The sequence below is a fragment of the Fluviicola chungangensis genome, assembly GCF_007558725.1.
In the GTDB taxonomy this organism is placed as follows: Bacteria; Bacteroidota; Bacteroidia; order Flavobacteriales_D; family Crocinitomicaceae; genus Fluviicola; species Fluviicola chungangensis.
Genome location: NZ_VLPL01000001.1, coordinates 499,763 through 512,018 on the forward strand (window position 1 = coordinate 499,763; position 12,256 = coordinate 512,018).

The window sequence follows — 12,256 nt, forward strand, 5'->3', positions numbered from 1 at the left end:
ACTAACGTTTGTCATGATTTACTCTTCAAAGCTATCGCTTTTTCTTAACCATATCCGACCTGTGCTCTATTACTCCAGGTGTCATACAAAATCTTTTCCGACGGATTGATGTCCTGTTTTTTTTTGTACTTTTGCCGCAATTAATCTAAAAACAATCACCATGAAAAGAATCATAATACTGCTATTAATAAGCACTTTATTTTACGCCTGCAGCGACGCCGCTAAAATCAAACGAAAATTACATTTTGGGGGCGGTAAATGGGAAATCATTGAATATAAACGTTACTTCTGGTCTCCTGTAGGAGTAAACAGTCAAAATATTTTCCTGTGCGCTAATTGCGGTACTATTGAATTTAAAAAAGATGGTTCGGGAGCACTTTCAATCTCTGATCCGGAGTCAAGCGGTAGTTTCCAGTTTACCTACACCAACTCAAAAGATATTGTGACTTTGTTTATTGATGGGGAGGGCGCGGTTTATGACTTAACCTGGAATATCAAAAAAACACAAATGACTTTAAGTCAAAATATAGGACATGCCGGATTTGTAAATGTAATCGTCTGCAAGAAAAAATAAAAATCACTTAATCAATTTGTTATGAAACATGCTTTTGTCATCCTTTTTTCCATGCTTTTTCTTTTAGGTTGCAGTAAGGAAAAACAAACATACAGATCCCTTAAAGGAGAATGGGATGTACTTATGGAATCTACTCATTGGTACAATGGAAGTAATTCTTCTCCTTCTTACACGAAAAAAGATCATTATGCTACGGTCGAATTTGACAAAAAGGGGAAAGGAAAAATGGTTGTGCCGGGAGGAGTTGATTATTACAATGGATTTGCATACCCTTACGAAGAAGAAACTTATATATTAGAGGCCGGTACCGAACTGATACACTTTTATTCCGAGTCCGATCCGACAGCTTCCGACGATTTAAAACTAACCTGGAAGTGGGATAAAAAATCGTTTGTCTTATCTAACGGGGATATTCATTACAACAACAATTCCTCTTACTATTCCGAAGTAAAATTTACCTGTACCAAGAAAAAGTAATTGAATCCAAGCAGGTTTTAATGAGCCGATACAAATATTCATTGCAAACCATTGAAAACCGACATTTTCTTTTTCTATGTTAGAGCGGCAGACTTTTATCAGGCAATCACTTGGGGAACTCTTCCCGGTGTAAACGCCTTTTTTCTCTTATTGAAAAAAACCACGAAAAAACAGTCAAAATGACGTAAATGAAAACGATAAATAGTAATTGTTCCCATTGGTGTGTGTATTCGTAATAAAAAATGAGCACCGTTCCGGTCGCCAGACAAAGAATTGCCAGAAGTGTAAGAATGGTAGAGGAATTCGTCTGCTTTCTAATTTGGAAATTGGCTATTGCCATCAATAAAGAAACCACTAAAAAGGTAACACTCCCAAATTCCAGGATTAATTCCAATCCTCCTACTAAAATCAAAGTACTTGCTGTAACGGCCATCGTAATAATTCCGATTCGGGGAATTCCATTCTTCCGCCGGGCCAAAATGCGTGGAAAAAAACCATCCCCGGCAATAACAGCCATTTGCCGGGAAGAACCAAATAAAGTCCCTGAAATAGCACTGCTTGTTGCCAGAACTGCACCGACAATAACTAATCGGGTTCCCCATATCCCGATAATTTTACCTGCCCCGGCAGCCAAAGAAAATTCTTTTTTGGCAATAATTTCTTCCGATGGAATTGCTAACATAGCCGCAAATGATATGACCACATAGATGAGGATCACCAGGAATACGGCAATGTAAATTGCTCCGGGAATTTTCTTCTCCGGTTGCGACATTTCATTCACACCATTTATAACTAACTGAAAGCCTTCATACGCAACGAAGGTTAAGGAAGATACAATCAGAATGCTCATGACATGACTCTGTTCCCAATCTACCTGCAGCTTACCAAAGAATTCTGAAACCGGCATCGTTCCGTTTTGAAAAAAAATGAATGCAATGGCTGCCAAAATGAGCAACTTGGTATAGACTAGGAAATCTTCAGTTTTTCCCATCCCATTCACACTCCAGGCATTGATCAAAGCAAAAACAGCTATTACCCCGATTGCAATCAGTTTTCTGGCCCAAATACTTTCCGCCAGGTCACTTCCGCTGATCATATACGATGAAAAAGTAAACGCGTAAAGTGCAATGGTGCTGATATAACCAAAAATCACAAACCAGCCAATCATTGAAGATAAAAACGGAATTTTTGGGTATGTTCGCTTGTAAAAAGAATACGTAGCTCCCTCGTCTTTATAGTAAACTCCCAATTTCACATATGAATAAGCCGCTAAAAGCGCGAAAACTCCCCCGATTAAAATTGCCACAGGGGTCATAAATCCAATAATTGAAACGGAAACACCCAAAATAGTGAAAATACCTCCGCCAACCATTCCTCCTAAAGCAATGGCCACTAACTCTGCCAATCCAAGTGCTTTTTTCTCCTTTTTTTTAGATTCCATATCCTTTCAAGATACTTATTTTTAGGGAGATCATACCACTGATGAAACATTAAAGCATATATGCCTCCCCTCAAAACAGGTTTTTCTTTTGTTTTTCCCACACTCGTACCAAAACACCAACACGATAAAATAAATACCCGAAAACAATTATCCGTAATTCGCAATTATTCTTATCTTAACTTTATGAAAAACAGCGACTACTTATTGAACCGGGTGTTTCTGCTCGCACTATTCTTCCTGTTGCTGAACGACTTCTTCCTGAAGGCTGTATCTCCGTCCTTTTTAAGTGGAAAACTTTCTGATTTATGGGGCATCATCGTCTTCGTTTTCTTTTTTACTTTCTTATTCGGAAATCGTCTCAAAACCGTTATTTTCCTCTCAACGGCCCTTCTTTTTTGCTGGTGGAAATCCGCTTTGAGCACCGGTTTTATCGACAGCTGGAATCAATTGTTTGGTTTTTACCCAATCCAGCGGACCATTGACTATACCGACTTATTCTGCCTGGTCATTCTTGTTCCGGCTTATTTTTACAAACCAGTTAAAATCGGGTGTATGCATCAACAGATGGTTGTTCCGGTTTTATTGCTTGGCGCTTTTGCCATTGCAGCAACTTCAAAAGCAAAGAACCCGGGTGTCTATAGCAATACCCGTACCTATAACCTCCAGGAATCCTTTAAGATCAAAGAAGTAAGTTTCATGGAGTTCCTGGAATATTTGTCACTCAGCAACTTGAAGGCGGAAAAGAATACCAATGCCGCTCCGCCTGAAAAACCGGGCGATTATCATTACTATACCCTGTACAATTTTGAAATAGCAGATTCATTCATAATTGAAACCATGCACATCGCCGTAAGGGAAAAAAACGGAAACCTGAAGCTGCTGATCCAGGACGTAACCCTGTTCGAACCACCCGAACAAACAGACAAGGAAGTAAAAGAAGAGTTGCTCGAATTGTTCTATGATTTTTTCGCCATCGGAGAATGAAAAAAACCACTTTACAGCCAGGTAAAAAGCTGATTAGAAGCGGAATAGACATTGAATGGAAGATATGTCAGGTTCAAAAAACAAAAGGTCCACTGAAAAATATCAATGAACCTTTTGAACTGTTTAAACTTTTTGACTTTATTTTATTTCCTCGTAATCCACATCCTGAACATCGCCTTTGGGAGTTGATTTGGAGACAGAAACTTTCCCGAAATTCTTCAGTTTCTCGTTCCGTTCCCGAACAAATTCCTTTTCACGCGCCAAATTTGCCCGCTCTTCATCCAGGTTTCGTTTGGCAATCATGACACGTCCCAGAAACCGAAGCAAAACCAATGCTCCCAGGATTATCAGTATTGTTTTAAACAAACCGGGTAAACTAGCCTGTACTATTTCAGGATTTAATGAATTCATTTTAATCTCTAATGCTTACTTAGATAAATGCATATTTCTTTCCGAATAGATCTTCGTAAAGAACGGGTCTTTCAAATTCTTGATGAAACGGATCGCTTCACCGGTCGATTTCATTTCAGGACCTAATTCTTTCTTTACATCCGGGAATTTCTCGTAGGAGAATACCGGGATCTTGATCGCATAACCTTCCTTTTTCGGGTTGAAATTGAAATCTTTCACTTTCTTTTCTCCCAGCATGACTTTTGTCGCGTAATTAACATACGGCTCGTCATATGCTTTCGCAATGAACGGTACTGTACGGGAAGCACGCGGGTTCGCTTCGATTACATATACTTTATCGTCCTTGATCGCAAACTGGATATTGATCAATCCGACTGTTTTCAATTCGACCGCGATTTTCTTCGTAATGTCTTCAATTTGCTGCATCACAAAATCTCCCAGGTTGTACGGAGGAAGTACGGCATAAGAATCACCGGAGTGAATTCCAGCCGGTTCGATGTGCTGCATGACTCCAATGATGTATACATCTTTTCCGTCGCAAATGGCATCTGCTTCCGCCTCGATCGCTCCACCCAGGAAATGATCCAGCAAAATCTGATTGCTTCCCATTTCGTTGATGATATCCACGACATGATGTTCCAATTCTTCCTTATTGATGACAATTTTCATTTTTTGTCCTCCCAATACATACGAAGGGCGAACCAATAGCGGGAAACCAAGGTCTTTCGACAACTCGATCGCCTGTTCGGCACTTTCCACCACCCCGTACTTCGGGAAAGGAATATTGTTCTTTTCCAATAGTTTAGAGAATCGTCCGCGGTCTTCAGCCAAATCCAGGGCATCAAAACTCGTCCCTAAAATTTTAATCCCGTAACGCTCTAACTTTTCTGCAAGTTTTAAAGCTGTTTGTCCGCCTAACTGAACGATTACTCCTTCCGGCTTCTCGTGCTGAATGATGTCGTAAATGTGTTCCCAGAAAACCGGTTCGAAGTACAATTTATCCGCCGTATCAAAATCGGTAGAAACTGTTTCCGGGTTGCAATTGATCATGATCGTTTCGTAACCGCATTCCTTCGCGGCTAATACACCATGCACGCAGGAGTAATCAAATTCGATTCCCTGCCCGATACGGTTCGGTCCGGAACCCAGCACCACCACTTTTTTGCGGTCGCTCACCGAGCTTTCGTTCTCAAATTCGAACGTGGAATAATAGTATGGTGTTTTTGCATCGAATTCTGCCGCACAGGTATCTACCAGTTTGAACACGCGTTTGATCCCCATTTCGGAGCGCTTGTTGTGTACTTCCGATTCCAGGCAACGCAGGAGGTGTGCAACCTGCCGGTCAGCATATCCTTTTTGTTTCGCTTCGAACATCAATTCTTTCGGGATATTTCCCAAATGGTACTTCTCAATACGGCGTTCCAATTTGATCAGGTCTTCAATTTGTTTTAGGAACCACGTATCTATTTTCGTTTTTTCAAAGATCGTTTTGAACGGAATTCCCAGCTTGATTGCATCGTATACATGGAACAAGCGGTTCCAGCTCGGGTTTTCCAGGGAGTGCAGGATTGCATCCTGGTTCGTCAATTCTTTCCCGTCAGCTCCTAATCCGTTGCGGTTGATCTCTAACGATTGACACGCCTTTTGCAGGGCTTCCTGGAATGAACGACCGATTCCCATTACTTCACCTACCGATTTCATCTGAAGTCCGATTCGGCGGTCAGTTCCCGGAAATTTATTAAAGTTCCAACGCGGTATTTTCACGATGACGTAATCCAAGGTTGGCTCGAACAGTGCGGAAGTTGTTTTTGTAATTTGATTGCTTAATTCATCCAAGTGGTATCCGATAGCCAGTTTCGAAGCAATCTTCGCAATCGGGTAACCCGTTGCTTTTGATGCCAGTGCCGATGAACGGGATACGCGCGGGTTGATCTCAATTGCAATGATGTCTTCATTCTCATCCGGTGATACCGCAAACTGAACGTTGCATCCCCCGGCAAAATTCCCGATCGAGCGCATCATCATAATCGCCATATCGCGCATTCGCTGGAAAGTAGTGTCTGACAATGTCATTGCCGGAGCAACCGTGATAGAGTCACCGGTATGAATTCCCATCGGGTCGAAGTTCTCAATGGAACAAATGATGACTACATTATCATTTGCGTCGCGCAAGAGCTCCAATTCGTATTCTTTCCATCCCAGCAATGCTTTATCGATCATGACCTCATGGATCGGGGACAATTGTAATCCGCGCTCCAATAATCCGTCGAATTCTTTCGGATCATATACAATGGATGCACCGGAACCTCCTAAGGTATAAGAAGGACGGATACAAAGCGGGAACCCGAAATCCTGTGCAATCTCTTTTCCTTCGAGGAAGGATTTTGCAGTTGCCTGCGGGGCCATCGGAACACCGATTTGTTCCATCAGGTTACGGAATGCTTCGCGGTTCTCTGTAATTTCAATTGCTGCAATGTCAACACCGATAATGGCTACACCATAATCTTCCCAAATTCCCATTTCATCACATTTGATGGCAAGGTTCAGGGCAGTTTGTCCTCCCATTGTAGGCAACACGGCATCGATTTGGTGATTTTTCAAAATTTCGATGATGCTTTCCGGTTCAAGCGGTTGCAGGTAAACATTATCAGCAACGACCTTATCAGTCATGATCGTAGCCGGATTCGAGTTGATCAGGGTTACTTCAATACCTTCTTCGCGGAGCGAACGAGCGGCTTGGGAACCTGAATAATCGAATTCACATGCTTGACCAATCACGATGGGACCTGAACCGATAATTAGTACGGACTTAATGGAATTGTTTTTCGGCATTTATGCGCTTTTTAAGAGTTCAATTTGTAATTTTTGTAATCAAATCTTTGCAACACGGTAAATGGCTCTACCTATACTACAAATTGAGCGCAAATTTACAGAAATAAATCCGGATTTGTACAAAACCGATTTTGTTTTTTACGGAGTTATTAACAGCGTTTTGATATCTGCAAGCCTCCTGAATGTCCCATATCCTGAGTTCTTTCAATGAGTTAACAATCTTATTTAACGAAGATTAGTCAAAATTTAATTTGGATTACTCATTATTTTTATTCAATTTCGGATCACTACAAAAACACTTAACATGAAAATGCGTACCTTTTGGCACCTAGCCTTAAAAACACTTGGGATGTGGCTGATTATCAACAGCATTATTTCCTTACCCGTAACAATCCATAGTGTGCTGGCAGTTTTAACCGATTCTTTTTCCTGGCGCTACGTCATTGTAGAAACAGCTTATTTAACTTCGCTTCTTGTTTTTTATTTTCTCATTCTTCAGTTCCTGATTTTGAAATCACAGCGGACAGTTGATTTTTTAAAACTTGAAAAAGGTTTTGAGGAAATCCGGATTAATTTCACCATTTCCTACGACAAATTACTGAAGATCGTCATTATTCTTATCGGGGGAATTCTCTTTTTAAAAGCAGTTCCAAAACTGGTCGAAAGTCTCTATTTATTCGATCAGGGTTCAAAAACGATAGACATTGTTATTTATTCTTCACAAGCATTCATCAGTTTCCTGATCATGACAAACAGTAATTTTGTACGGCGTTATATCTCAAAAGAGAGCTTGAAGGTGAATTAATCCAGCCACTTTCTGAAAACGAATTGCGATACGAATCTGAAACCACTCATTGTACGAATAAAGCCGGATTAAAAGATCCGGCATTTTTTCTCCGCTGAACGTTCACACCTCAGTACTCGTGCCGACACAAAAACATATTGATTTTGCAGTCAACTTTGCGCGCCAGCCCTCTTGCTATACTCTATTTATTCTGAATGATTTTTGTTTGATCCAGGTACTTCCTGGTTTTCATTTCTTTCAACAGCGAATCAAGGTTGGTTTTATCTGTTGCATACAGCATGATCACCGGTCTTTTCTTTCGATCAAAAAAAGCATAGATTGTATTCGGTATCATTTTCACTTTCGAAAGTTCAGGAAACAGTTTCTTTAATTCTTTTAGCGTTGCCTGATGGTTGCGGTCAACAATGATTAGTTGTGTTTGATCTCCGGTCTTTAATTGTTCCAGGGCAATCGGATCTAAAATCGGAGAGGAAAAGTGCGAATTGGTTAATTGAAAATACTTCCCTACTCCATTCATTACCTCATCAATCGCCGGACCGGAATCTGCATCGTTGTAAATAGCCACCCGGTTTAACAGAATCCCATAATCGGTAATTGAATTCGGGAAAGTCTTCCCAAACAAATCAATTGCCTTGTTCACAAAATCCTGGTCGATTTGCTTATTTCCGGCAATGTATTCTTCAATCATCGGATACAAAGCTTTTCCAAAACCGTTGATATACTCATTATCGTACCACGGATTCGGATCCAATTCACCACTCAAATACTTGTAAGCCCAACCATTTCCTAACACAGTGGCCAACCCTTCATCAAAGAAATTGTATGCAAACTGGCTATACGGCGATTTGTTCTCTGCAAAGTATCCTTCCAGTTTGTGTTCGAAATCGCTTGGTTGTTCGTCGTAAAGTACATGACACATTTCGTGCAACACCACCCCGATTCTTCCCACGTGATCCGTTTCATCCGTGAGCACTCCAATACATAAACTGTTTGCGTGCGGTGTTGCAGTACTGTTTCCACTTGCTCCCGGAATCGGATAAAGAGCCACTACAAATGGCATTTCTTTAATCCAGCAGGAATTGTAAAAGCGGTTGATCTTTGTAAATGATTCGGAACATTGAGCAGCATATTTTTCCAAAGCAATGCGTTGTGCGTTCAATTTTGCTTCATTGTCTTTCCAGATAATACGATCGTAATAGGTTTCTGCCGACTGCATAATCGTAATTAACTTTTCCAGTTCGCTGTTGGGAAGTATTCCTATGATCCGATCCCTGAATTCAGCAATCGTAGACGAATTTACCAAAGCAATATCAATTAGATCATACGTTGAGCGAATCTGACGTCGAAGTGCCGGAAACTCCTCTCTTTTGAACTGGTAATCCAATTGAATGTGACTGAAGTCTGTTGCCAGTTGCGCAAACTCCTTATCCCCTGCTGTTTTCTGATCAATAAACTGCTGCAATGTCCGTGAAGTGGTATGACTGTAAATCGACGCTTCCAAGAAATTGAAAATGCAATACGGTTTGCTGATCTTAAATTGAAAACCGATATTTTGGGCAAATGCCGGTTGTATCAACAAACAAAGGGAAGTAAGAATAAGCCATTTTTTCATAAATCTAATTTAATAAGGTTAGTGTCTGTTTTTTCAGAAAAGTGACGTCAATCGTTCGATTTCCTTGTCAATTTTTGTAAACCCGCTCTTTTTCTTTTACACTCAACCAAAGTAATACCAAAGCAATTAGGAGAGCCACCTGTGATGTAATTAAGTTAGAAATTCCTATTTTCTCCGAAAAAAGTCTTCCAAAGGAATAAATCAGGGAATCCAAAATCCTGTTTTTGAAAGCGCCCGTAAAAAACAAAATCAAATACAACAATACCACTGAAACCGTATTCCAAACTGATTTTTTCCGGATCAAATTGATCACGATTACCGAAACAACACCAAAACAGAATCCATAGAAAAGGGAATAAAACATCTGCGACATTACCTGGCCTATCGTTACATCTGTTCCCATAAATTGTTCCAAACATCCTGTGGAAGGATCTCCCTTACTCCTGATCAAACATTCGTAAAGATCTGCATTCAAAAACGTGTGAAACCGGAAAAACACCACCTCAAACAAGGAAAGCGAAAGACATTGCAGGATGATCAGCTTAAGTGAACATTTCCCGATTATTTTCATCGGTCAAACTCCGATTTGGCGGCTTCCGAGATCATGACCCCATTCTTATAGGTTTGAACATTGTAAACGTAGCCAGTTCTTGTATAATAGTAAATAGTTCCGTTCCCATCCTTCAATGTTCCGGGATCACGCAGCTTCCCGGATTCATCGTAATTGCATTTGACGTTCAGCAAAAGTCCGTTACTGTATTCCTTTTCAATCCATAACTGCCCGTTTTCATGATAGTACTTATAGGTCCCATCGGGTTGGCCCATTTTAAAAAAGGATACTTCTTCGTCCTTTTCATTCGGATAATAAGAATGAAAAGAACCGTTTAAGGTGTCGTTCATGTACGTGCATTCCAGCATTGGCTTTCCATCCGGGTAAAAATTAGTCGATTTTCCTGTCCGCTTTCCTGCAAGCACGAAAGTACTTCTGAACAATTTACCATCTTCATAATATACCTTGACCTCCGTCATTTTGTTTTCATCAAAACTACCCGTCATACTTACTTTTCCATTTGGAAAAAAGTAGGTATATGCTCCTGTTTTCTTCCCCTTGGTATATGTCACTTCTTTTTGAAGAATCTTCCGAAATGTTTTATCCTCCAGTACATAAAACTTCCAGGGGCCTTCCCGCAGGCTATCTACAAACTTCCCTTCCCCGTAAAGCAGGTACAAACCAACCAACCGTATCGGGATGTCATTTTCAGTCAGATACATAAAATCCTCACTGACTTCGTAGTCTTTCCAGTTTCCCTGTCTGTTTCCCTTTGAATCCTCCTTTCCTTTAGGTCTGAAATGCTCATTTGCATAACCGTTTTTCATATAAACGTTCATGATGCTGTCCATGACAAACGTCAGATTTTGGCTCAACGAATTCAGTGTAAATCCAACGGCAAAAAGAAGTGTTAATTTGAGTTTCATTTCAGGTGATAATTCATTTTGATCAAAATTAATCATTTCAAACAAAGTTGAAAGGTTCAAAGAAGGTTCAAAGTTTATTTCAACAATGAAATTTAAACTCTGTGGAACATTTTGAACTCTTGAGCTTTTAAACTTTTGAACACGTCAGCCCCCTGAACTCTCTTAAAATTGACTACTTTTATACCAAATTATTGATTCCATGAAATTGGTTTTAAATCAGCATCAGATTGAGCAAAAAATCATGCGCCTGGCGCACGAAATTTTAGAGAACACATACGGTATTCCGGAATTATTCATTGGCGGGATTATTGGGAACGGAGAAACGTTTGCACAACAAATCACCGAAATCATTCGCAGGAACAGTTCGCAGGAAGTTACTTACTTTAAAATCGAATTGGATAAGGATCATCCGCTGGACTCAAGCATCCGTTGCTCTATTGACCCGGCTTTATTTAACGGGAAACTGGTTATTCTGGTAGATGATGTGATCAATTCGGGAACCACGATGCAGTATGGTGTGATGAAAATTCTGGAACAGCCTGTACGCAGTGTAAAAACGGTTGCCCTTGTTGACAGGATGCACCGCAGATATCCTATCAAATGTGATTTTGTAGGAATGACATTAACGACCACTTTGGGTGAACGCGTGGAGGTGATGCCCTCGAATGGTTCGCTTGAGGCTTTTTTGGTATAACCAAAAAAGTTCAATGGTTCAAAAAGTTCAACCTCCATTCCGGACAATGACTTTTTAAACTTTTGAACTCTGCGCCGATGCGAAAGCTTTAGCGCAAGCATTTTGAACTTTGAACTTTCAGCATGAAAAGAATAACAGAATCCGAAAGCAATCATCACGACCTGGACAGTAAGTCCACTAGAGATTTGCTGATCGGGATCAATGAAGAAGATCACACTGTTCCATTGGCAGTAGAAAAAGAAATTCCGCAAATTGAAAAATTGGTTGACGAATGTGTTGAGCGCATGCGTGACGGAGGTCGGTTGTTCTATATGGGCGCCGGCACAAGCGGTCGTCTTGGAATTGTAGATGCAAGTGAATGTCCTCCCACATTCGGAGTTCCCCATGGAATGGTCATCGGGATTATTGCCGGCGGAGACCAGGCAATCCGCAAGGCAGTTGAATTTGCAGAGGACGACCGGGAACAGGGCTGGAAAGATTTGGAAGCATTTAAGATCGCAGAAAAAGATATTGTAGTAGGCATTGCAGCTTCGGGAACGACTCCTTATGTTCTTGGAGCTTTGGAACAGGCTAAACGAAAGGGCATTTTAACCGGTGGAATTTCCTGTAATCCAGGCTCACCATTGAGTCAGCTGGCAGATATCGCCATTACCCCTGTTGTGGGTCCTGAATTCGTTACCGGAAGTACCCGTATGAAAAGCGGAACTGCCCAGAAATTGGTACTCAATATGCTTTCCACTGCTATTATGATCCGTTTGGGGCGTGTGAAAGGAAACCGTATGGTGGACATGCAATTATCCAACGAGAAACTGGTTGATCGTGGTACAAAAATGGTCATGGATGCGACCGGACTGGACGAAGTAAAAGCAAACGAATTGTTGTTGAAACACGGTTCTGTGAGAGCTGCTGTGGAAGCATTTAACAAATAATCAATATCTTTACACTACCTA

Annotated in this window: 12 protein-coding genes; 6 read left to right on the plus strand and 6 right to left on the minus strand. The window is 40.8% G+C overall.

Translation table 11 applies throughout. From position 1 onward, the window contains the following. Positions 1 to 160 precede the first annotated feature (160 nt). Both FO442_RS02485 and FO442_RS02490 read left to right on the plus strand, forming a co-directional pair. Positions 161 to 574 (plus strand): hypothetical protein, encoded by a 414-nt coding sequence (locus tag FO442_RS02485; RefSeq protein ID WP_144331552.1) that lies wholly within the window; start codon positions 161 to 163, stop codon positions 572 to 574. Between the two features lie 21 nt (positions 575 to 595). After that, positions 596 to 1,051: a hypothetical protein gene (locus tag FO442_RS02490; RefSeq protein ID WP_144331553.1), complete on the plus strand. Its 456-nt coding sequence runs from the start codon at positions 596 to 598 to the stop codon at positions 1,049 to 1,051. Between the two features lie 106 nt (positions 1,052 to 1,157). Here the strand turns inward: FO442_RS02490 and FO442_RS02495 are convergent, their stop codons facing one another. Beyond that, a complete protein-coding gene (locus tag FO442_RS02495; RefSeq protein WP_144331554.1) occupies positions 1,158 to 2,492 on the minus strand; it encodes an APC family permease in 1,335 nt (444 codons plus the stop codon). Positions 2,493 to 2,675: 183 nt separating this feature from the next. Between FO442_RS02495 and FO442_RS02500 the strand changes: the two genes are divergently transcribed. Next, complete coding sequence (locus FO442_RS02500; protein ID WP_144331555.1) at positions 2,676 to 3,476, plus strand: hypothetical protein; 801 nt, start codon at positions 2,676 to 2,678, stop codon at positions 3,474 to 3,476. A gap of 138 nt (positions 3,477 to 3,614) precedes the next feature. On the opposite strand, the gene FO442_RS02505 is transcribed toward FO442_RS02500, so the two are convergent. Both FO442_RS02505 and carB read right to left on the minus strand, forming a co-directional pair. Then, the gene (locus tag FO442_RS02505; RefSeq protein ID WP_144331556.1) at positions 3,615 to 3,887 is read right to left on the minus strand and encodes a hypothetical protein; all 273 of its coding nucleotides are present in this window, start codon (positions 3,885 to 3,887) and stop codon (positions 3,615 to 3,617) included. A 15-nt stretch (positions 3,888 to 3,902) separates the two neighbouring features. Then, positions 3,903 to 6,719, minus strand: a complete 2,817-nt coding sequence (gene carB, locus FO442_RS02510) for a carbamoyl-phosphate synthase large subunit (RefSeq protein WP_144331557.1) — start codon at positions 6,717 to 6,719, stop codon at positions 3,903 to 3,905. 304 nt (positions 6,720 to 7,023) lie between these two features. On the opposite strand from carB, the gene FO442_RS02515 reads away from it, so the two are divergent. Continuing rightward, entirely contained in the window at positions 7,024 to 7,524 is a 501-nt protein-coding gene (locus tag FO442_RS02515) for a hypothetical protein (RefSeq protein WP_144331558.1), read from the plus strand. Positions 7,525 to 7,705: 181 nt separating this feature from the next. Here FO442_RS02515 and FO442_RS02520 read toward each other — a convergent pair whose 3' ends face one another. The 3 genes from FO442_RS02520 to FO442_RS02530 form a co-directional block, all read right to left on the minus strand. Next, the gene (locus FO442_RS02520; RefSeq protein WP_144331559.1) at positions 7,706 to 9,136 is read right to left on the minus strand and encodes a hypothetical protein; all 1,431 of its coding nucleotides are present in this window, start codon (positions 9,134 to 9,136) and stop codon (positions 7,706 to 7,708) included. Positions 9,137 to 9,203: 67 nt separating this feature from the next. Then, a complete protein-coding gene (locus FO442_RS02525; RefSeq protein WP_144331560.1) occupies positions 9,204 to 9,707 on the minus strand; it encodes a hypothetical protein in 504 nt (167 codons plus the stop codon). After that, on the minus strand, positions 9,704 to 10,612 hold the full coding sequence (locus FO442_RS02530; RefSeq protein ID WP_186279843.1) for a toxin-antitoxin system YwqK family antitoxin: 909 nt from the start codon (positions 10,610 to 10,612) through the stop codon (positions 9,704 to 9,706). The genes FO442_RS02525 and FO442_RS02530 overlap by 4 nt, the downstream gene beginning before the upstream one ends. A 199-nt stretch (positions 10,613 to 10,811) precedes the next feature. On the opposite strand from FO442_RS02530, the gene FO442_RS02535 reads away from it, so the two are divergent. Both FO442_RS02535 and murQ read left to right on the plus strand, forming a co-directional pair. Next, on the plus strand, positions 10,812 to 11,306 hold the full coding sequence (locus FO442_RS02535; protein WP_144331562.1) for a phosphoribosyltransferase family protein: 495 nt from the start codon (positions 10,812 to 10,814) through the stop codon (positions 11,304 to 11,306). Between the two features lie 122 nt (positions 11,307 to 11,428). Next, on the plus strand, positions 11,429 to 12,235 hold the full coding sequence (murQ, locus tag FO442_RS02540) for an N-acetylmuramic acid 6-phosphate etherase (protein ID WP_144331563.1): 807 nt from the start codon (positions 11,429 to 11,431) through the stop codon (positions 12,233 to 12,235). Positions 12,236 to 12,256: the final 21 nt, after the last annotated feature.

Coding starts and splice junctions, on each gene's coding strand:
- murQ (WP_144331563.1), top strand. CDS start 11,429: ATGAAAAGAATAACAGAATCCGAAAGCAATCATCACGACCTGGACAGT.
- FO442_RS02495 (WP_144331554.1), bottom strand. CDS start 2,492: ATGGAATCTAAAAAAAAGGAGAAAAAAGCACTTGGATTGGCAGAGTTA.
- FO442_RS02515 (WP_144331558.1), top strand. CDS start 7,024: ATGAAAATGCGTACCTTTTGGCACCTAGCCTTAAAAACACTTGGGATG.
- FO442_RS02535 (WP_144331562.1), top strand. CDS start 10,812: ATGAAATTGGTTTTAAATCAGCATCAGATTGAGCAAAAAATCATGCGC.
- carB (WP_144331557.1), bottom strand. CDS start 6,719: ATGCCGAAAAACAATTCCATTAAGTCCGTACTAATTATCGGTTCAGGT.
- FO442_RS02500 (WP_144331555.1), top strand. CDS start 2,676: ATGAAAAACAGCGACTACTTATTGAACCGGGTGTTTCTGCTCGCACTA.
- FO442_RS02530 (WP_186279843.1), bottom strand. CDS start 10,612: ATGAAACTCAAATTAACACTTCTTTTTGCCGTTGGATTTACACTGAAT.
- FO442_RS02505 (WP_144331556.1), bottom strand. CDS start 3,887: ATGAATTCATTAAATCCTGAAATAGTACAGGCTAGTTTACCCGGTTTG.
- FO442_RS02520 (WP_144331559.1), bottom strand. CDS start 9,136: ATGAAAAAATGGCTTATTCTTACTTCCCTTTGTTTGTTGATACAACCG.
- FO442_RS02485 (WP_144331552.1), top strand. CDS start 161: ATGAAAAGAATCATAATACTGCTATTAATAAGCACTTTATTTTACGCC.
- FO442_RS02525 (WP_144331560.1), bottom strand. CDS start 9,707: ATGAAAATAATCGGGAAATGTTCACTTAAGCTGATCATCCTGCAATGT.
- FO442_RS02490 (WP_144331553.1), top strand. CDS start 596: ATGAAACATGCTTTTGTCATCCTTTTTTCCATGCTTTTTCTTTTAGGT.